16 protein-coding genes and 1 riboswitch are annotated in these 19,501 nt (G+C 36.7%); of the genes, 7 read left to right on the forward strand and 9 right to left on the reverse strand.

The window, feature by feature from the left end; translation table 11 throughout:
* The first annotated feature begins 71 nt into the window (after positions 1-71).
* Positions 72-3,059, forward strand: coding sequence for a TIM-barrel domain-containing protein (locus F5ESL0233_RS07450; protein ID WP_122059516.1), 2,988 nt, complete (start codon positions 72-74; stop codon positions 3,057-3,059).
* A gap of 58 nt (positions 3,060-3,117) precedes the next feature.
* Here F5ESL0233_RS07450 and F5ESL0233_RS07455 read toward each other — a convergent pair whose 3' ends face one another.
* Together F5ESL0233_RS07455 and F5ESL0233_RS07460 are read right to left on the reverse strand one after the other, a co-directional pair.
* On the reverse strand, positions 3,118-3,723 hold the full coding sequence (locus F5ESL0233_RS07455; protein WP_122059517.1) for a hypothetical protein: 606 nt from the start codon (positions 3,721-3,723) through the stop codon (positions 3,118-3,120).
* A 143-nt stretch (positions 3,724-3,866) separates the two neighbouring features.
* Complete coding sequence (locus tag F5ESL0233_RS07460; RefSeq protein ID WP_122059519.1) at positions 3,867-4,790, reverse strand: cytochrome C5; 924 nt, start codon at positions 4,788-4,790, stop codon at positions 3,867-3,869.
* Between the two features lie 143 nt (positions 4,791-4,933).
* Between F5ESL0233_RS07460 and F5ESL0233_RS07465 the strand changes: the two genes are divergently transcribed.
* Entirely contained in the window at positions 4,934-6,169 is a 1,236-nt protein-coding gene (locus F5ESL0233_RS07465; protein ID WP_122059520.1) for an MFS transporter, read from the forward strand.
* Between the two features lie 203 nt (positions 6,170-6,372).
* Here F5ESL0233_RS07465 and F5ESL0233_RS07470 read toward each other — a convergent pair whose 3' ends face one another.
* From F5ESL0233_RS07470 to F5ESL0233_RS07485, 4 genes are all read right to left on the reverse strand, one after another.
* The gene (locus F5ESL0233_RS07470) at positions 6,373-7,197 is read right to left on the reverse strand and encodes a histidine phosphatase family protein (protein WP_122059522.1); all 825 of its coding nucleotides are present in this window, start codon (positions 7,195-7,197) and stop codon (positions 6,373-6,375) included.
* 26 nt (positions 7,198-7,223) lie between these two features.
* Positions 7,224-8,672, reverse strand: coding sequence for a glycoside hydrolase family 1 protein (locus F5ESL0233_RS07475; RefSeq protein ID WP_122059524.1), 1,449 nt, complete (start codon positions 8,670-8,672; stop codon positions 7,224-7,226).
* 28 nt (positions 8,673-8,700) lie between these two features.
* Positions 8,701-10,656 (reverse strand): beta-glucoside-specific PTS transporter subunit IIABC, encoded by a 1,956-nt coding sequence (locus F5ESL0233_RS07480; protein WP_122059525.1) that lies wholly within the window; start codon positions 10,654-10,656, stop codon positions 8,701-8,703.
* Positions 10,657-10,796: 140 nt separating this feature from the next.
* Positions 10,797-11,669 (reverse strand): PRD domain-containing protein, encoded by an 873-nt coding sequence (locus tag F5ESL0233_RS07485; protein WP_090092606.1) that lies wholly within the window; start codon positions 11,667-11,669, stop codon positions 10,797-10,799.
* 263 nt (positions 11,670-11,932) lie between these two features.
* Between F5ESL0233_RS07485 and F5ESL0233_RS07490 the strand changes: the two genes are divergently transcribed.
* Complete coding sequence (locus F5ESL0233_RS07490) at positions 11,933-12,877, forward strand: class A sortase (protein WP_090092608.1); 945 nt, start codon at positions 11,933-11,935, stop codon at positions 12,875-12,877.
* Positions 12,878-12,930: 53 nt separating this feature from the next.
* On the opposite strand, the gene F5ESL0233_RS07495 is transcribed toward F5ESL0233_RS07490, so the two are convergent.
* The gene (locus tag F5ESL0233_RS07495; protein ID WP_122059639.1) at positions 12,931-13,704 is read right to left on the reverse strand and encodes a tyrosine-protein phosphatase; all 774 of its coding nucleotides are present in this window, start codon (positions 13,702-13,704) and stop codon (positions 12,931-12,933) included.
* A 15-nt stretch (positions 13,705-13,719) separates the two neighbouring features.
* Entirely contained in the window at positions 13,720-15,237 is a 1,518-nt protein-coding gene (gene glpK / locus F5ESL0233_RS07500) for a glycerol kinase GlpK (protein ID WP_090092609.1), read from the reverse strand.
* Positions 15,238-15,380: 143 nt separating this feature from the next.
* Between glpK and thiD (F5ESL0233_RS07505) the strand changes: the two genes are divergently transcribed.
* Both thiD (F5ESL0233_RS07505) and F5ESL0233_RS07510 read left to right on the forward strand, forming a co-directional pair.
* Entirely contained in the window at positions 15,381-16,193 is an 813-nt protein-coding gene (gene thiD, locus F5ESL0233_RS07505) for a bifunctional hydroxymethylpyrimidine kinase/phosphomethylpyrimidine kinase (protein WP_370448351.1), read from the forward strand.
* Positions 16,194-16,257: 64 nt separating this feature from the next.
* On the forward strand, positions 16,258-16,929 hold the full coding sequence (locus tag F5ESL0233_RS07510) for a type 1 glutamine amidotransferase (protein WP_122059529.1): 672 nt from the start codon (positions 16,258-16,260) through the stop codon (positions 16,927-16,929).
* A gap of 33 nt (positions 16,930-16,962) precedes the next feature.
* Here the strand turns inward: F5ESL0233_RS07510 and tenA are convergent, their stop codons facing one another.
* Positions 16,963-17,619 (reverse strand): thiaminase II, encoded by a 657-nt coding sequence (gene tenA / locus F5ESL0233_RS07515; RefSeq protein WP_122059530.1) that lies wholly within the window; start codon positions 17,617-17,619, stop codon positions 16,963-16,965.
* A gap of 91 nt (positions 17,620-17,710) precedes the next feature.
* A riboswitch (TPP riboswitch) is annotated at positions 17,711-17,814 on the forward strand.
* A 71-nt stretch (positions 17,815-17,885) separates the two neighbouring features.
* On the opposite strand from tenA, the gene thiM reads away from it, so the two are divergent.
* Both thiM and thiD (F5ESL0233_RS07525) read left to right on the forward strand, forming a co-directional pair.
* Positions 17,886-18,674, forward strand: coding sequence for a hydroxyethylthiazole kinase (gene thiM / locus F5ESL0233_RS07520; protein WP_122059532.1), 789 nt, complete (start codon positions 17,886-17,888; stop codon positions 18,672-18,674).
* A gap of 13 nt (positions 18,675-18,687) precedes the next feature.
* On the forward strand, positions 18,688-19,497 hold the full coding sequence (gene thiD / locus F5ESL0233_RS07525; protein ID WP_122059533.1) for a bifunctional hydroxymethylpyrimidine kinase/phosphomethylpyrimidine kinase: 810 nt from the start codon (positions 18,688-18,690) through the stop codon (positions 19,495-19,497).
* Positions 19,498-19,501: the final 4 nt, after the last annotated feature.

A 19,501-nucleotide genomic window follows, 5' to 3' on the forward strand; every position in this document is an offset into this window, starting at 1 on the left:
CAAATACTACAGAAAGTTTCTATTTTTTAGTTATAATAGTAGTAAGAATAGTTAACAGGAAAGCAATAATTATGATACAAAAAACAAACAAACATCAATTAGGAGCGTTGACTGGTGCTAACAGATGTGAAAACTTTTACGAATTACACTTTGCTACCGGAGAAGTAGCACATTTTTACATTTTAGCAGATGGTATTTTTCGCTTTTTACTTGATCCAGAACAAAACTTCAATGAAAACCGTACAACTTATATTCAATTAAATAATTTTGACGAAAGTGCATTTAAACTTTCACGTGTCCATGCAACCAACGATTCATTAATTATTCATGCAGGTAATTATCAAATTATTTTTGGGCAAAATCCTGTATTAATGAGCATCTTTGATGAAAAACTACATCGCATTCGTATGGCCCAGGCCAAACCACTAGAGCTATCAAATGAAGCCACAAGTGAAACTCTCGTTCAGAAAAAAAATGAATTTTATTTTGGTGGCGGCTTACAAAATGGCTATTTCAGTCATAAAGGACGCAAAATTATGATTAAGCATGATCAAATTACTGGAAAAGGCGGTATTCCGCTGCAGGTGCCATTCTTTTGGTCAAATGCTGGTTACGGTGAAATCCGTAATACTGCCCAAGAAGGTATATATGATTTTGGACAGCAAAATCCCGAACTAACATTGATTAAACATCAAGACGTGATTTTTGATAGTTTTTATATAATGGGCGAAACACCCAACTCTATCTTAAAAAAATACTATTCTTTAACTGGCCAACCCCAGCTATTGCCTAAATATGCGTTGGGTTTGGGACATATTGGCAATTTCATTACTACTCTTTGGCAACCAAGTCAAGCCAAGGAGCGCAATGCCAGTCGTTTTGACAATAGTTATTATACTCGTACTAATGACCCCACTGTTGCCTCTAGTAAAGCTTCGCTTAATGGTGAGGAAGACTATCAATTTTCTGCTCGTGGTCTTATTGATCGTTATAAAGCAATGAACTTCAACTTAGCCTGGCTTATCCCCAACCATGGTGTATCAGCTGTTGATTACCAAAGATTTAATTTTTTCAATGATTATGCTATCGACCAGGGAGTTCAACCAGGATTTTGGTATGAAGGCCAGCCTACTTTACCATCTAAAAGTAGCTTTAGCTATGCACGTAATGAAACTGCAATCGATACCGACCAAAAGCAACTGCAAAGTATTTTACGACCTAAACGTCCATTAATACTGCGGGATGGCGGTTTTATGGGGATGCAAAATAAGGCAGCCTTAATTTTTGGTGATGTTGGTGGAAATTGGGAAAACATCACCACCCAAGTTGCGGGAATGATTGGAGCAAATTTATCAGGTCAACCTTTAGTAGGAGCAGCAATTGATGGTGCTCAAGGTGGCGGAAATGCTCAAATTTATGTTCGTGATTTTCAATGGAAAACCTTTACGCCCTTCTTATTTAATATCGATGATCAAAGTAATTATAGTAAAACACCATTTTCCTATAATAATAAAATAACCAATATAAATCGTGCATATCTAGCATTACATCAACAGTTACAAAGCTATTTATACACGCTAAATGCTCAAGCTCGAACTGGAAATCCCATTATGCAACCATTATTTATGGCATTTCCTGACGAACGAATAAATTATACTGAGCAATTCAACAGCGAATTTATGTTAGGTAATAATTTTTTAATTGCGCCTATCACAAACGGACGCGAAGATGCTAATTGCGATTCACGTAAAGATAATTTATATTTACCCGGCAAACATATAATGTGGATTGATCTACTTACTGGAAAAAAATATGCTGGTAACCGCGTCTACAATAACCTGTCATTTCCCCTATGGCATTTGCCAGTATTTGTGCGTGGGGGGAGTATTTTTGACTTTGGTCGCCGTAATTTCTTCTTTTATCCCCAAGGAGAAAGCGAAACTGTCATTTATAATGATGATGATTTAACTGCTTTTAGCGAGCATCATTCCGAAACACATATTAAGAGCATAGTTAAAGGCGAAAAGCTGACCATTACAATTGATCCAGTTAAAGGCGACCACTCCGCATTAAAAACTGACCAAGAAACCCAATTAACCATAATGTGTGATTCGTATTCTGATCAAGTTACAGTAAAGATCAATGATCAAGTTATACAAATACAGCAATACGGTACAATTGATGCCTTTAATCATGCACGCGAAGGAATCTTTTATAATACTAATTATGCCTTACCAGAATTTGCTCCATATCTGCAACAAGGACAAACTGCTTTTCAAATTAAACTAGCAAATCGAAATATAACCGATGCCAAAATTGAAATTACCATTAATAATTTTTCTTATAATAGCAAAGTCATGGTACCTGCTGTTACTAATGGGCTTCTCCCATCTCCCAAATTACCGTCAGTTGATTCAAATAAAATTTCAGCCCATTCATTTGAACTTACTTGGTCTCGCCCTGGCAATGTTGAAGTTGAAATTAATCATCTTATTTATAAAGGAATTTCCGGTAAAAGTTTCACTTTCCATGAATTGACCCCCAATAATCGTTATATTATCCGTATGCGCTATGTAGCTGGAAATAAGGTATCCGAGTGGTCTGATCTTTTTGGAGTAATTACTAAACACGAAGTAATCAAAAACGCAATTGCTGATATTCTAGTCACTAGCAATTGTGAAAGTAACTCTCATCACCCACTAACTTACTTAACTGATTTAAAATTAGCTAGCGAATGGCAGACTAACCAAGTTAGCTTGCAGGATAACCCACTCAAATTAACTTTTACTTTTGATAAAGTAGAAAATTTGAGCCGGATGGTTTTTGTGCCACGCAATATTGATCACAAAGCAAATCCAGTTGATGTTTCCATTTTAATATCACCAGATGGCAAGAACTTCACCAGTTACATCGATCATTTACAATGGAAAGCAGATAGCAAAAATAAAGTGGTAGGCTTACGTGACGTAACTGCTAAAGCAATAGAACTTGTTATTTATCAATCATCTGGTTCACTAGTTGCTGCACGTGAAATTTTCTTTTATCGCGCTAAAAAATAATATACTAAAAAGTCTAAGTTCTCGAATTTGAGAACTTAGACTTTTTATTTAAGAATTATTATTGTGGTAACTTGTCTAAATTAAAATAAGTCATATCAGTAAATTTTTGCTTACTATATTTTTGAGCTAATTCTAACGTTGTAAAGTACTGATTGACTACTTTACCTGTATAATCTGCTTCAAAGACAACTTTAACGGTTTGCCCATCTATGTTTTCTTCATGCATGGTATAAGCTGTGGCCATCTTGGGAGCATGGTCATCCACTGGTCCAATCACGGTCCATTTTAATCCCCGCATCTTGCGTGGTTTTTCAACTCTCATCGCTTTTTCATAATACTTGTCGAACTTACCTGTCATTTGCCAAGGATATTTATTCGTTCCCTTAACTTTACCAACAACATAGACAACGGCGTAAAGCTTTTTGCCATTAGTCCCAGGTCTTGAAAAAGAATGCTTAGTGATCTTCATTGGTGACATATTTGAAACTTGGGTATACCATGTCCCGCGTAAACTTTGCGGTAAGGTATAGCGTTTGACAAGCCCGTATTTATTACCTTTTGCGGCCGCTTGAATAGTTTGTTCAGGGTGCACAGCAACCGTAGCTACTCCTGCTAAGGACAGCCCCAAGGCCGTAATTAAAGTAATTATTTTTGCTTTTTTCATTTATTTTTCTCCTTTTCTGTAAGCATGACGGTTTCAGTATATGCTACAAATTATACTTCTTAAGATTCTTATTAGCAAGCGCTTACAATAATACTATTTAATTAAAAAAATAAAACCGCATTCCATAGTGGAAACGGTTTATATCAGTCAAATTTATCTTGTTTAATTATCCGATAAATAGAAATCATTAAAACTAAAATTGAACATAACATTGCAATATATGCCATAGGTCCTATACTGATAGCCGCCATCGCCTGCTCATGCGCTAATCTATTTTCCATCGCATAAGCCACAATCCATTTACGCATTAAATAAGGGGTTAGTAATAAATCCACCGTAGCAATCAATGACGCAACTAAAGTAGCATTACGAGCATGTGGTTCACGAAAAAATTGAGCCAATACACAGAATGCCGGTGCCAACATTAAAAGTAAAACCCATATAATAATTAAACGACCTGCATTACTATTCATCATTTGCGCACTATTAGTAGCATAGCGATACTTCCCCCATAATTGTCCCCCAGTTAAGGTATTAAGTAAACTTAAGAAATATGACCCCTGTTGTCCATAAATACCCGCACGATTTGACAAAATTCCTTGAATTACTTGTAACCCATCAGTTGAGCCTGCAGTTGAAAAATTAACCGTTACAACTTTTTTCATATAAGTTGCTAAAAACATAATAATTGAGCCACCAAATTGTAAGGAACGTAGCATACTTAATTTGCGTTGCGCTTTTAATTTAAATTCTAAACTCAATACTTGATTGGGATGATGGCTACGCGCAATCACCAACACACCTACTATCACCAATAATAGTAATAAAACTAATAGTAACCATAATTTAGCCATTATAAAGAAAATCGCTAATACTATAACTGTGACTGCTAAATAAGGCCGATCAGAAAATATTTCCCAAAAATTCAATTTGAGATGACGATAGTTAGTACGCGTTTTTTCAGGTTGAGATGTGCGCACCGTTGGGGAAGAACTACCGGCTTTTTCATTATTTGTCATGTATTTTTTACGGTACTCATTTCTAGTAATATGTGACTGCTTACCCATGAACAATCTTCCTTTCAAAAGTATTATCCTAACACGTTTTAAGTATAATTTTTATGGTTTAGTAAATTCTTATTAAATTTATTGTGCTAGAATAAAAAAGACAATAATTTTTAATAAATTTAAAAAAGAAAGATGAGGGAATTTTGACACAATCGACTAAATTACCAGCTAATTGGCACAAAGCTTTTTATACCTTGTGGTTAGGCTGCTTTATTACTGGCATGGGCTATTCAATGACAATGCCTTTTATCTCATTATTTATTGCTGACTTAGGTCACTACACGCAATTACAAGTTAGCCTTTATTCCGGACTAGCTTTTGCAATGACTTTTATTGCCCAGGCTATAGTTTCACCTTATTGGGGAAATTTAGCTGATCGTAAGGGCCGCAAATTAATGTGTATGCGGGCATCTGGGGTAATGGCTTTAACAATCACAGCAACCGGTTTTGCACCTAACGCGATCTACATTATTGTAATGCGTTTTATTCAGGGCGCTTTTTCAGGTTATATTAACAATGCAACTGCTTTAATTGCTGGAGAAACCCCACACAAAAAAAGTGGTTGGGTTATGAGCCAGATGATGACCGCTGGAACCGCTGGTAACTTAGTAGGACCCCTTTTAGGTGGTGTTCTCTCAAACTTTTTTGGTAACTGGCTTGGAGGTGCTTGGGGCTATCGAATTCCTTTCTTTATTACAGGATTTTTGATGGTACTAGTTTTCTTAGGATCAACTTTTTTAGTTAAAGAAGATTTTACTCCCGTTTCGCGAGCAGAAATGAAACCAATGAGCGAAATTATGCATACTCTACCGCATGTAAAATTAATTGTTGCTATGTTTGTCACCACTTTACTAGTCCAAGCTGCTAACATGTCAATTGATCCCATCGTTTCGCTTTATGTTAAATCAATGATGCCTAATAGTAAAAATATCGCTTTTGTCGCTGGAATTGTTGCTGCAACTCCTGGTCTTGGCACCCTATTGGCTGCATCTAAGATTGGCCACAAAATGGATGAAATTGGTCCACTTAAAATTTTACGTGTTGGGTTAATTGTTGGTGCTATTCTTTTTATTCCTATGGCACTTACACATTCACCTTGGATCTTAGCCGGTTTACGCTTCTTGCTTGGAATCGCCAGTGCAGCCATGCTACCAGCCGCTCAGACAGTTTTAACCTTAAACACACCTGCTGAAAGTTTTGGTCGTATCTTTAGTTATAATCAGTCTTTCCAAGCAGTTGGTTCTGTTTTCGGTTCACTAATGGGTTCTGCAATTTCTGGTGTGTTCAATTATGCAACCGTCTTTTGGACGACCGGACTGATGCTAGCAATTAACTTCGTCTTAATTATCCTATTTAGTCTTAAAAGCAACAATAAATAATATCAACTTAGTGATTAGAAGTTTTGCACTTAAATCCTTATATTGCGCTGAAACCTCTAATAACTAAAAACTTAACTGAATTTCAATTTATTTTATATGTGATTATTAAGATTGATACAAATAATTACTTACTAAAATTATTCAATAAAAAAAGCGTGATTTTAAATATCACGCTTTTTATTGATAAATAATTAGAGTTAACATTACTTACTTGCTGCTTTACCAGCATCAAAGTATTTCAAACTGCCGATTTCACCAGCAAGCTTAAACTTGCCATCCTTATAAACTAATTTAGTAACCGCATCATTGGCCATTCCAGTTCCTTGATATTCTGGATAGTTTTGTGTCGATAAGAACAAGTTAATGGACATACCTGAACTAACTACCAAAACATTGCCACCTTTTTTCTGTTGCTTCTTAGCAATCATGGTCAAAACTTCAGTCATACGTTTTTCAACCGTCTCTGAGCTTTCTGCACGATATTGTGCTGGAAGATTAGTGTTCAACTTGTTTTGTTGATCTAAACCATAATAACCATCTTGCATCTTATTTTGCAACATTTTACCGGTTTTTGCTTGAAAATCTTCGAGGCTAGTATAACCTAAATATTCTGCAATTTCCGGTACATTTTTAGCAATATCTGGTCGGCCTTCGTAACTGCCATAATTACACTCACGCAAACGTGGATCTACTTTCAGTTGCACTTTTTTGTTACCAGAATATTTCAAGGCTCCTTTAGCCGTTTTTTCTTGCCGAGATAAGTCGCCCGAATAAGCAGCACTAAACTTAATACCTTTTAAGCCCTTACCTAGATATTCTGCACCCTTAATGCCGTTTTCAGTTAACGTAAAGTCGCTCCAACCTTGCGCTAAATGCATCACATTAGCAGTAGTTTCTCCATGACGAGTTAAATAAATTGTTACTGGCTTATTGCTTTTACCTTTAGCATTAACTGCATGTACACTAAATGAAAACGAGCTGACTACACTAATTAATAGTACTAAGAAATGGGACAATTTATGTTTCATTTTCTTACTCCTAAATTATAAATTTATTAGCTTAAATCTGCTCCATTAGTAGAAATAACTTGCTTATACCAATCGAATGACTTCTTCTTGAAACGGTTAAACGTTCCTTGACCTTGATCATCTTCATCGACATAAATGAAGCCGTAACGCTTAGACATTTCACCTGTTGAAGCACTAACCAAGTCAATACAGCCCCAAGGAGTATAACCCATCACATCAGCACCATCAGCAATTGCTTCAGAAATAGCTTCGATGTGTTCACGCAAATAATCAATGCGGTAATCATCAGCTACATAATTGTTCTCATCCGGCTCATCTACTGCACCCAAACCATTTTCCACAATAAATAATGGCTTTTCATAGCGATCAGATAATTGGTTGAGCGCAATTCTTAAACCAGCTGGGTCAATCTGCCAACCCCAGTCGCTTGACTCTAGGAATGGATTCTTAACACCACCCATTAAGTTGCCGTTAGCCGTTTCTTGATTTTCATGTGTTACATCAACAACAGATGACATGTAGTAGCTAAAGCCAATATAATCAACTGGATATTTGGCTAATAATTCTAGTTCCTCGTCAGTGTAGTCAATATCAGATAATTGAACCCCTTGACGGGCTAGCAAACTCTTCGTATATGCTGGGTAATGGCCGCGTACTTGCACATCAGCACAGAAGAAATTATTAGCTTGATTAGTTTGCAAAGTAGCTAATTGGTTCTTAGGATTTGAATCGTAGCTATAAGTTGTCGCATAAAGAATCATGCAACCTATTTTCATTTCTGGATCCAATTCGTGACCAATTTTAACTGCTTTTGAGCTAGCAACAAATTGATTGTGCCAGGCTTGATAAACGTTCTTCTTATCTAAGGCACCATTACTTACAGTTAAGCCCTGACTCATGATTGGAAAATGAGCTGCACTGTTGATTTCATTAAAAGTCATCCAATATTTAACTTTATCCTGATAACGAGTTAAAACAGTTCGAGCAAAGTTTTCAAAGAAACCAATTAACTTCTTATTCTTCCAGCCACCATATTCTTTAATTAAATGTAGCGGCATTTCATAATGCGAAATAGTAATAACTGGTTCAATATGATTCTTTAAACATTCATCAATTACGGCATCATAAAACTTCAAACCTGCTTCGTTAGGTGTTTCTTCATCCCCATTAGGAAAAATTCGGGACCAAGCAATTGAAAAGCGATAGCACTTAAAGCCCATTTCACCAAACAATTCAATATCTTCTTTAAAATGATGGTAATGATCTATACCAATGTGGTTAGGATAGACTTGCTTTGCATCAATTGAAAAGTCAAAATCTGGTGAAGCGATTATCTTCATTCGATCCTTACCACCAGGTAAAACATCAGCTACTGATAGACCTTTACCGTCTTCTTGATAGGCACCTTCTAATTGGTTAGCTGCAGTAGCACCACCCCATAAAAAGTCTTTAGGAAAATTATTTGTAGTCATCATATACTTCTTTTACTTCTTTCTTTACTAATTATTTCAAATCTAGTAGTTGATCGCCAAAAGCTACATTACCACTAGTTAAAACTGTAACATCTTGATAGCTATTTGAATTAGTGACAACGATTGGTGTTGTTACCGGATAGCCAGCCTTCTTAATTGCCGCCATATCAAATTCAATCAAAGGTTCACCTGCCTTAACAGCTTGATCCTTCTTAACTAATATTTTAAAACCTTTTCCATCTAATTCAACCGTATCCATTCCAATATGAATCATTACCTCAGCGCCTTTTGCTGATTTAAGACCAATTGCATGTCCGGTTGGGAACACCATTGCTACTTCACAATCAAATGGTGCACAAACTTTACCTTCCTTAGGCTCAATAGCGACTCCCTTACCCATTGAACCACTAGCAAAAACTTCATCCTTAACTTCATTTAACGGCACAATTGTACCTGCTAAAGGCGCAACTAAAGTTTCCGCTTGGTTCATCGCTACAGCGCTGGTTTTGGCAGCTGGTTCAGTTTGAGCTGCTGAAGCTGCTAAATCAGTATTGTTTGCAGCTTGACCATCACTTGGAGCATCAACACTATTTTTTCCAAAGAACATTTGTAGTAAGAACCCTAAGACAGTTGCCACAGCCATAGCAATCATTAAGCCGTAAACTCGACCATCAACACCATTTTTCCCAATTGCGTCAGGAATTGAGAAGATACCCATACCTGCCATCAAGTAAACCTTGGTACCGAAGAAACCAATCAATCCGCCGCCAATAGCTGAAGCTATACAGCTAAGAATAAATGGTTTTTTACGCGATAAAGTAATACCGTAAATTGCTGGTTCAGTTACCCCAAAAATACCAGATACAAAAGCTGGAATAGCGATACTACGAGTTTTTTCATTCTTAGTTTGGAAAATAATTGCTAAAACAACACCGGTTTGCGCAAATGAAGCAGCTAAAGATAAGCCTAAAATTGGATCATAGCCCATAGCGGCAATGTTAGTCATCATCACCGCAACAAAGCCCCAGTGCACACCAAAGATTACAAAGACTTGCCAGAAAGCACCCATTAAAATACCAGCTAAAATTGGACTAAAGTTGTAAATGGCACTAACTATAGCTGCAATTGCATTGCCAAGCCACGTAGCCACTGGTCCAATGACTAAAAAAGTAACCGGTACAGTAACCAAAAGAACAACAAATGGTACTAAGAAAGTTTTAACCACATCAGGAATAATCTTACGCGCAATTTTTTGTACTTTTGAAGCAAACCAAATTGCTAAAATTATTGGGATAACTGATGAAGTATAATTCATCGAAATAACAGGGATACCAAGGAAAGTCATGTGGACTGGAGCTTGCAAAATTGTACCCTTAAAAACCGTAAAGAGTGCTGTTTTACTACCAGCCATAGCTACGATAGTTGGGTAACACAAAGCAGCTCCTATTGTTGCACCTAGGTACTCATTAATCCCAAACTTTTTAGCTGCAGAAATACCTAAAATGATTGGCAAGAAGTAGAATAAACTATCGCCAATGGCATTCAAGATCATGTAAGTCCCAGAATTGGCTGTTACTAAGCCAAAAGACAAAAACATTGCATTGAAACCCTTAATCATTCCGGCTGCACAAAGTGGTCCTAAAATAGGGTTAAAGATACCAGAAATCAAATCAATAAAACGATCAGCGATGCTCATGTTACTGTTATCAACATAATCATCACTAACTGCACCGCCATCGCTAAAGCCACCGACTTTAATTAAAGTATCATAAACATCGGCAACATTATTACCAATAACTACCTGGTATTGACCACCAGATTTAACTAATGAAAGTACTCCATCAGTCGCTTTCATCTTTTCGTCATTTGCCTTTTTCTCATCTTTCAATTTGAAACGCAAACGTGTCGTACAATGCACCACGCTAGCGACATTATCTTTACCACCAACATTGGCGATAATTTCTCGACTTAATTCTTCGTAAGCCATCTGATCCTCCTAATAAAAACAACAAAATAAAAACCCGCAAACCTAAAGAAGACCCCTTGCATCATTGCAATAGACTTTTCTTTACGTTCTCGGGTTAATGCCTGTAAACAGTAACACACCGTACAAACTAATATTTAAAATTACTCTGATTCCTTAGCTTTACTGTCTCCTTGTCGATGCGTTACCCGCCAAACATGGAGTGTTAAATAAACTTCATCATCAGGTTGTAATTTCCAACCGGCCTGTTTAAGTAAATAAGTGCCAATTTTCAAAACTGTTTCGTATGACTTTTTGTACTTTACCTTCATCAATTCTAATAGAGACTGATCTAATTCACTACCATTATCTTCATCATTAATTTGATAAAGGTGACGCACCATAAACGAACGTAAATGGGTCATAAAGCGATTAAAATTGAAAGACTCCGTATCTAATTGCATACCATATTGATACTCAATTATTTCAACTACGCCACTAATTAGTTTAGTAATTTTGACAGTATCTTGGAGTCTCGTCTGCTTAGAACTGGCATTAATAAAGTGATAAGCAAGATAGGCTACTTCTGATTTAGGAAAAGAAGAGTTAGTTTTTTGTTCAATTAAAGCTAAAGCCTCTTTTGCAACAGTATATTCTTTAGGAAAAAGTTTCCTTATTTCCCAGCTGAGCGTATCCGGACCCAAAGTAAAGCCTTCGTCTGTCCTTTTAAGCATAAAATCAATGTGATCAGCTAAAACTAAATATTGGTAATCAGAAAATTTTACTTTTAATTTGATTGATACTAAATTGATAACATCAGTAGTTAGTGCCAAAGTCCGCGAATCGATATCTTTAACACTATCAATCATTTTAATGTTCTTTTCAACAGCAACAAAACGTCGCGTTATTTTTTGTTCATCAACAAAATCGCCCGGCTTTTTGCCAAAACCAATTCCATTACCAATTACTACCCAATCAACATCAAATTCATCTGACACTAAAGCAGCATTGTTGTTAAAATTTTTAATAAATTTCACTCAGCGTACTCCTACTTCAATAAAAAAACCTATGAGCAGCATGAGAAACTTGTTGTTCATAGGTTAATGCCTGATCGAATCAGTAACACACTTATTTACTTAAAAGATTATACATCATTGTTAAAGCGATTTCAACAATTATTTGTTATTTAACATTTTGATTTTTGGCATTGCAATTGCTTATAGTCTTATAGTTTGTCAAAGTATCTATTTTAATATAAAGTACATGCAAAGAAATTTATTTTTTAAAAAAGGATAATTATATGACTAAAAAAAAGCAAAATTATTCAGCTAAAAATAAACTATGGTCCTCTATCCGCTTATTAGTGAGCGGGCTACTATTTTATTCCGGAGTTGCTCTAATCTTTTTTGGCTCTGGTTTAGGAAATTCATACTTGGTTCAATTAAATGCTGAACAGGCCAGTTCCAAGCTAACAGCTAAAAAAGCAGATCAAAATAAACAACACAAAACAACTTATGATGCTAGTAAGACTGAATCAATTACTACTAAGCGTTTACTTACTTCTAGACACAAAAAAGCATATGCCATTGGCCAAATTGCAATACCGACCGTTAACATCCATACCCCTTTATTTGCAGGCTATGGTAGTCATAATCAAAATTTAGCTTATGGCGTAGTAACTTGTCTACCTGAGCGAATTATGGGGGGACAGAATAATTACGTTCTGGCTGGGCACTATATGGGAACTTATGGTGGAGCTGTTTTAGACAACTTACACCTCGCTAAAGCGGGCGACATAGTCTACGTGACCGACTTACATCATATTTATGCTTATCGTATTCAAAACATATCTTTTACTATTAAACCAACCCAAGTCGAAGTAGAAAATAATGTACAAAAAAAGCGACTACTTACCCTAATTACTTGTTCTGATTTCAATACTTCTAAATATGGTTATGGTGCTCACCGTACAGTGGCTCAAGGAGAACTAATCGGCAAAACAAAGGCGACTAGCAAGAATCTATTGGCAGCAGAACTTACCGGCAAGCAGGAATCTAAGCAAACAAGAAAAATAACCCTAGTAACTGATAAAGGTCATAAAACAATTGCCCCTCAAAAACAAACTAGCTTAATTGCACAGCCTAGTTTTTTTCAAAATACTAGAACATTAAGCACAATTATTATTTGCTTAACAATTCTGTTCTTATTAATCATAATTGCAGCGCTAAGCAAGATTTGGTTTTAATTGCAGTATACTTCACTAATTTATATTAGAAGTTTTTTATATTAAAACTAACTCTATACTAAATACATTTTTCGTAACTGCTGGTAATCCATGATACTAAAGCCTAATTCTTTTTTGAAAAAGGTAGCAAAGTCTCCCCAGCCCTGACGAATGGTTTCGGTAATGCCTTTAATTGCAATTCCTTCACCCTTAGTTACATTCATCTTAGCGACCATTTGGGAAATCTCATCATTACTGGGCAGCTGACGCGAAACCGCAAAATCGTAAAGCTGGTTAGTTAACAGATAATCGCGGGCAATTGTGTCATCCGCAATTCCTAAAGCCATTAAGACTAAGACTGACACCATACCGGTTCGATCTTTACCAGCACTGCAATGATATACTAAGGCTTCCTCCTCGGGTAAGGTTAAAAGTTCAGCAAATACTTTAGCAAACATCGTCTGACTATGTGCATTAAGTAAAGTTTGCTGGTAAATTCGACCCATAAAATTGTTATTTAGACTGGGTAGTTGACCCAAAAACTGAGAATTATAATGTTCCTTTGATTTATCGGCCCCGACTTCAGCATATACAGGGACATCAACCAACTTGACGTTTGCCCATAAAATATCTGGCGCAGTATTTTTTTCGTATTGCGAACGCAAATCACAATCAGTAGTAATCCGCAATTGGGCTAATTTTTTTTGATCACTTGCGCTTAAAGAGCTGAGCGAATCTGAGCGATAAATTTTATTCCATTTAACTGTTTGTCCATTTTCATTTTGATAGCCACCAATATCTCTAAAATTTAGTGGTCCATCTAATTTAATGATTCGTTTGTGTGCCAACTTACTCACTCTTTCCTACTTGTTCAATGCTTCTTCACCATGAGCAAAAACTTGCGTAGCTTTAACCGCCCTTTTCCATCCTTGATACAAGCGGTTGCGTTCTTCCTCTGCCATCTGACATTCAAAAGTTTTGCCCACAACAAATATATCTTTTAATTCATCAAGATCTTTCCAATATCCTACTGCCAGCCCTGCTAAAAAGGCTGCGCCTAAAGCAGTTGTTTCTAATGTTTGAGCACGTTCAATTTTAATTCCTAATAAATCAGCTTGAAATTGTAAAAGATAATCATTATTTGATGCGCCTCCATCTACACGTAAAGTTGGAATTTTGATTCCTGAATCTATCTGCATTGTATCAACTACATCTCTAGTTTGATAGGCTAATGACTGCAGTGTAGCCTTAATAAAATCATTACGATTTGTTCCACGTGTAACCCCAAAAACTGCCCCACGGGCTGCCGAATCCCAATATGGAGCTCCTAAGCCAGTAAATGCTGGCACAACATAAACTTCATTTTCAGATTTGGATAACTTAGCTGCTGTTTCAGATTCAGTTGCTGTTTTAACCATTTTCATTGAATCGCGCAACCATTGAATAGCACTCCCTGAAACGAAAATAGAGCCTTCAAGAGCATAGTTAATTTGACCATTAAGTCCATAAGCAATAGTCGTCAATAAATTATTATCCGATTCAGTCGGTTCTTCACCAGTATTCATTACAATGAATGAACCAGTTCCATAAGTGTTTTTTACCATTCCTTTTTTCAAAGCCAATTGACCAAAAAGAGCCGCCTGCTGGTCACCAGCAATACCACAAATTGGTACTTTACCACCAAAAAAAGTATACGAATTAGTGTAACCATATATCTCAGAATTAGATTTAACCTCTGGCAACATTTTTTTAGGAATATTTAACAATTCAAGTATATCTTCATCCCATTTTAAATCATGGATATTAAATAACATTGTCCTGGAAGCATTCGTATAGTCGGTCACATGAACTGCACCGTCCGTTAATTTCCACAACAACCAACTGTCAATCGTCCCAAAAAGCAAGTCACCCTGTTCCGCTTTTTGCTGTGCACCTGCAACATTATCTAAAATCCAACGAATTTTGGTAGCACTAAAATACGGATCAATAATTAGACCGGTTTTTTTATGGATTAATTTGCTATAACCAGCATTTTTCAATTTTTCAGCCAACTTAGTTGTCTGGCGAGATTGCCACACAATTGCATTATAAATTGGCTTACCAGTCTTTTTATCCCAAATTACCGTTGTTTCTCTTTGATTAGTAATGCCAATACCTTTAATCTGTTCTGGACGAATTCCTGAATTAATAATCGCATTAGCAATTGTAGTTTGAACTGCATGCCAGATTTCCTCTGCTTTGTGCTCAACCCAACCTGGTTGTGGAAAATATTGCGGAAATTCCTTTTGTGAAGAAGCAACTTTTCGACCTTGATGGTCAATAATCATTGCCCGCGTTGAGGTTGTTCCTTCATCAATTGCCATAATGTAATTTTTCGCCATAAATTGTCCTTTCTATAAGAAAGCGGTTCATCATAATTTTACTACCCCACCTTGCTTTTACAAGAAATAATTATAGCATTGTCCTTATTTTTTAAGTTATACTGTGAACATAAAACTTTTATTTAAAAGAGGATTACATAATAATGAAAAAAGAAATTATTACTCTGACAATTGCAGGAAATGATAGTGATGGTAGTGCTGGAATGACTGCAGATTTACATTCATTTTATGCCCGAAAAGTATATGGTATGGGGCTTTTAACTGCTGCTGTTGCTGGAAACACCACAGGAATCTACGCCCAAGAAGTAATGCCCATTTCATTTATTCAAAAGCAATTTGATGTTCTAAATGATGATTTTGCAATTTCAGCTCTTAAAACTGGAATGCTGGCTAATAAAGAAATTATTACTTGCGTTACAGCTAACTTGCGTAAATATGATATGGGTAAGATTGTCATTGATCCTGTTATTATGACTAAACATGGCAATACCCTGCTTGACGATGACGCTTACCAAGCTTTCTTAGATGAACTACTACCACTTGCTGATATCATTACACCTAATTTTTATGAACAACAAAAATTAACAGGGCTTTCTTTGGATTCAAAAGAAGAAGTGCTGATGGGGGCAAAAATGTTACAAGCAATGGGAGCGAAGAATGTTTTAATGAAGGGGCGCCACGATAGTCCTCACCAAACCCGAGTAACCGATGTACTGCTAGCTGCTGACGGTCAGGTTTATGAATTTACTAAGCCGTTTATTAATACTGAACGAATTAACGGCACAGGCGATACCCTATCAGCAGTTATTGCTGCTGAACTTGCCAAAAAAATGTCAATTATTGACAGTGTTAAAATTGCTAAAGATTTTACTTATGAAGCAATCGCTCATCCAATTGAAGTTGGCTCAAAATATGGTCCAATTAATCATTTCGCTGCCCAAGAAGATATTGAATAATTATCTTTTGCTCACGCTTTACCTTTAGGATATACTTTAACCAAAGAATAGAGGTAGAGATAAAATGGCAGATAAATCAATTAAAATTGCATACTTATACGAAGACCTAATGAATACCTATGGTGATTCTGGTGATGTCAAAATTATTCGCTATTTACTAAAAAAACAAAATTATGCAACTCAAATAGATAATATTTCTTTAAACGATAGCTTTGACGCTTTTGACTATGACTTTGTTTTTTTTGGTGGTGGCCAAGATTTTGAACAAACTGTAGTTGCCAAAGACTTACCACGTCATAAAGATACTTTAACCAACTATATCAATAGTGACGGCCCAATGTTAGGTGTTTGTGGGGGCTATCAATTAGTTGGTTCTTATTACAAAACTAATTCTGGCATTACAATTAAAGGACTAGATATCTTACCCTTCCACACCGTTTTTAAGTCAGATAAGCGAATGATTGGTGATACTAGGTATCTGAGCGACTGGGGTGAAGTTAGTGCCTTTGAAAACCATTCAGGACAAACATATTTTGATGATAAAGAAAAACTGCATCCTTTAGGCAAAATGATTGAAGGTTATGGTAATAACCCCCAAGATAAAGTCGAAGGGCTACGTTATCATAACTTTATTGGTACCTATTCTCATGGACCATTATTAAAAAACCTTAATGTCGCCCAAGCAATTGTTGACATGATTTTGGCTCGGCATGAAAAACGACTTGCGGCTCAATAAAAAAACTGAACTACTAGCTAGTTCAGTTTTTTATTACCATCGCTCTTTTGCGTAAGCCATTTGCCAAAACTGCAATTCGTAGTAGCTACTGCGAATAAAAGCTGTTTGCATCATTTGACGATCAGTTGCGGTGGCTTGACTAGCCAAAATATTTATTAATTGCAAAATATGCGTCACATTGACCTCATACCAGTCACTATCATAAGTATCTATCCATGTTTGATAGAGTGCTACGGGTGAGCCAACTTTAGCTAATTTTTGCCCAATTTCTTGATACAACCAATAACAAGGAACAATTGCAGCGATTGCTGGGGCAAAGCCATCACGTTCGAGTGTCAGATACATATGATTGACATAATTATACGCCGTAGGCGCAACCGCTGTTTGTCTAATTTCCATTGGAGTAATTTTTAATTCCGTAAAAAAATCACTGCGGGCAGACCATTCGCAAGCTCTAAGATCTGCTTCACTCTGCAATAAAAATTTTTTAATTTGCGGATTACCTGCTTGTTCAGCTAATAGATGATGGAACTTACTAAATTCAACTAAATAATATCGATCCTGCAGTAAATAAAACCGAAATTTTGTTAACGGTAGTTGGCCACTTTGTAATTCTGTAATGAAAGGATGCACCAGACTTTTTTGCCATATATTTTGTGCTGCTTGATGCAATTGCTGCGTGAAACTCATTAATTTGCCTCTTTTCTACTTTATTAATTTTATTCTTATTTTATGCCTATTTTTAATTGTATTAAACTTAAAAAGTCATTATAATAGAAAGCGATAACACGAGGGGAGCCCCCATCGCGGCTGAGATGGAACTACGTTCTAGACCCTTTGAACCTGTAAGCTAATTCTTGCGTAGGAACGTGTCAATAACCGTTAAGCTTTGACACATGATAGTGTCAAAGCTTTTTATTTACGCAAGTAGGCTAGTGCAATTGTTGGAGGTTGAAATGAAGTTAAATATTCTCAATGAATTACGAGAAAAAAATCCGGTTGTTTTAAATGCTGCTAATTTTGTCACCGTTCAAGATGTTGCTAATAGTTTAAATGCTATTGGTGCTTCACCAATTATGAGTAAAGAAATTGCCGAAGCCGAAGAAATGGTTAAGATGGCTTCAAGCGTTACCCTTAATCTCGGCACCTTAACCCAGTTGCAAATTGCCCAAATGAAAAAAATAGGCGCTTTAGCTACCCAAGATAAAAAGCCTATCGTATTTGACCCTGTCGCTGTAGGAGCGGTTAATTATCGTCTGCAAACAGCGCAGGACCTCCTCCACAGATTTCCAGTTAGCATAATCCGTGGTAATGTTGGCGAAATTGCAGCTTTAGGGGGTTTTGAATGGAATGCCCGAGGGATTGATGCTGGTTCGGGTTCAGGTAATCTTGACCAAATCACCCAAAAAACGGCTCAAAAATTGGACTGTGTTGTTATTGCTAGTGGTGCAACAGACACAATCAGCAATGGCAAGAAGATTGCACATGTTTACAACGGCACCCCGCTATTTCAAGCCCATGTTGGCTCAGGTGATGTACTATCTAGTATTGTGGCAGCTTTTGCAGCAGTTGGGGCTGATCAATTTGAAGCAGCTCAAACTGCCACCTTGGTATTTGCAGCTACTGGCGAATTACTAGCTAAAGACCATCCAAAAATTGGCCCTGGCACGTTCGGTATGCATCTGATAGACTACTTGGCTAAAGTTCAAGTTGCCGATATTGAAAAAATAGCAAAATTTGACTAAAGGACGGCTTTTTATGACTGAAAAAATTAATTCTTTCCCCCAAGTATTAACAATCGCTGGAACTGATTCTGGTGGTGGTGCTGGTATTATGGCCGATCTTAAGACTTTTCAAATGCAAAAAGTTTTTGGTACAGCAGTGGTGGTAGCTGTTACCGCACAAAATACCCTTGGTGTACAAGACTCTTTTTTAATACCATTAGAACTAATTGACGCACAATTTACTTCACTTGCCGCTGATTTTAAGATCAGCGCCTGCAAAACAGGAATGCTTGGCGATGCAGCTCACGTGCATCAAGTTGCTCTTAACCTAAAAAAGTATGATTTTGGTCCCATTACAATTGATCCCGTAATGGTAGCTAAAGGCGGTGCACCCCTGCTAAGTAAAGATGCTGTTAAAACTGTCAAAGAGGAACTTTTACCACTTGCAGATTTAGTAACACCCAACTTGCCCGAAGCTGAAGTACTGACGGGAATTAAGGCAAGCAGCGAAAAACAGTATCCCGCATTAGCTCATGCCTTACAAAAGATGGGTGTGAAAAATGTTCTAATCAAAGGTGGTCATGCTGAAAATGAACTAGTACGCGACTATGCCCTCTTAGCCGATGGTACCGATTTTTGGATTAGCAGTCCACGTACTCACACCAAAAGAACTCACGGCACCGGTGACACTTTAGCTGCAACAATTACAGCTCAGCTCGCTCACGGTCAAACTTTAAGTGCTGCAATTAAACTTGGTAAACAATACGTAGCCAAAGCTATCGCAGAAACCATCCAAGTTGGCCATGGTCACGGACCACTTAATCATTGGGTAAAAATAAACTAGGAGA

The organism is Lactobacillus sp. ESL0233 (assembly GCF_003692995.1).
In the GTDB taxonomy this organism is placed as follows: Bacteria; Bacillota; Bacilli; order Lactobacillales; family Lactobacillaceae; genus Lactobacillus; species Lactobacillus bombicola.

Coding starts and splice junctions, on each gene's coding strand:
- F5ESL0233_RS07450 (WP_122059516.1), top strand. CDS start 72: ATGATACAAAAAACAAACAAACATCAATTAGGAGCGTTGACTGGTGCT.
- F5ESL0233_RS07455 (WP_122059517.1), bottom strand. CDS start 3,723: ATGAAAAAAGCAAAAATAATTACTTTAATTACGGCCTTGGGGCTGTCC.
- F5ESL0233_RS07460 (WP_122059519.1), bottom strand. CDS start 4,790: ATGGGTAAGCAGTCACATATTACTAGAAATGAGTACCGTAAAAAATAC.
- F5ESL0233_RS07470 (WP_122059522.1), bottom strand. CDS start 7,197: ATGAAACATAAATTGTCCCATTTCTTAGTACTATTAATTAGTGTAGTC.
- F5ESL0233_RS07475 (WP_122059524.1), bottom strand. CDS start 8,672: ATGATGACTACAAATAATTTTCCTAAAGACTTTTTATGGGGTGGTGCT.
- F5ESL0233_RS07480 (WP_122059525.1), bottom strand. CDS start 10,656: ATGGCTTACGAAGAATTAAGTCGAGAAATTATCGCCAATGTTGGTGGT.
- F5ESL0233_RS07490 (WP_090092608.1), top strand. CDS start 11,933: ATGACTAAAAAAAAGCAAAATTATTCAGCTAAAAATAAACTATGGTCC.
- glpK (WP_090092609.1), bottom strand. CDS start 15,237: ATGGCGAAAAATTACATTATGGCAATTGATGAAGGAACAACCTCAACG.
- thiD (WP_370448351.1), top strand. CDS start 15,381: ATGAAAAAAGAAATTATTACTCTGACAATTGCAGGAAATGATAGTGAT.
- F5ESL0233_RS07510 (WP_122059529.1), top strand. CDS start 16,258: ATGGCAGATAAATCAATTAAAATTGCATACTTATACGAAGACCTAATG.
- tenA (WP_122059530.1), bottom strand. CDS start 17,619: ATGAGTTTCACGCAGCAATTGCATCAAGCAGCACAAAATATATGGCAA.
- thiM (WP_122059532.1), top strand. CDS start 17,886: ATGAAGTTAAATATTCTCAATGAATTACGAGAAAAAAATCCGGTTGTT.
- thiD (WP_122059533.1), top strand. CDS start 18,688: ATGACTGAAAAAATTAATTCTTTCCCCCAAGTATTAACAATCGCTGGA.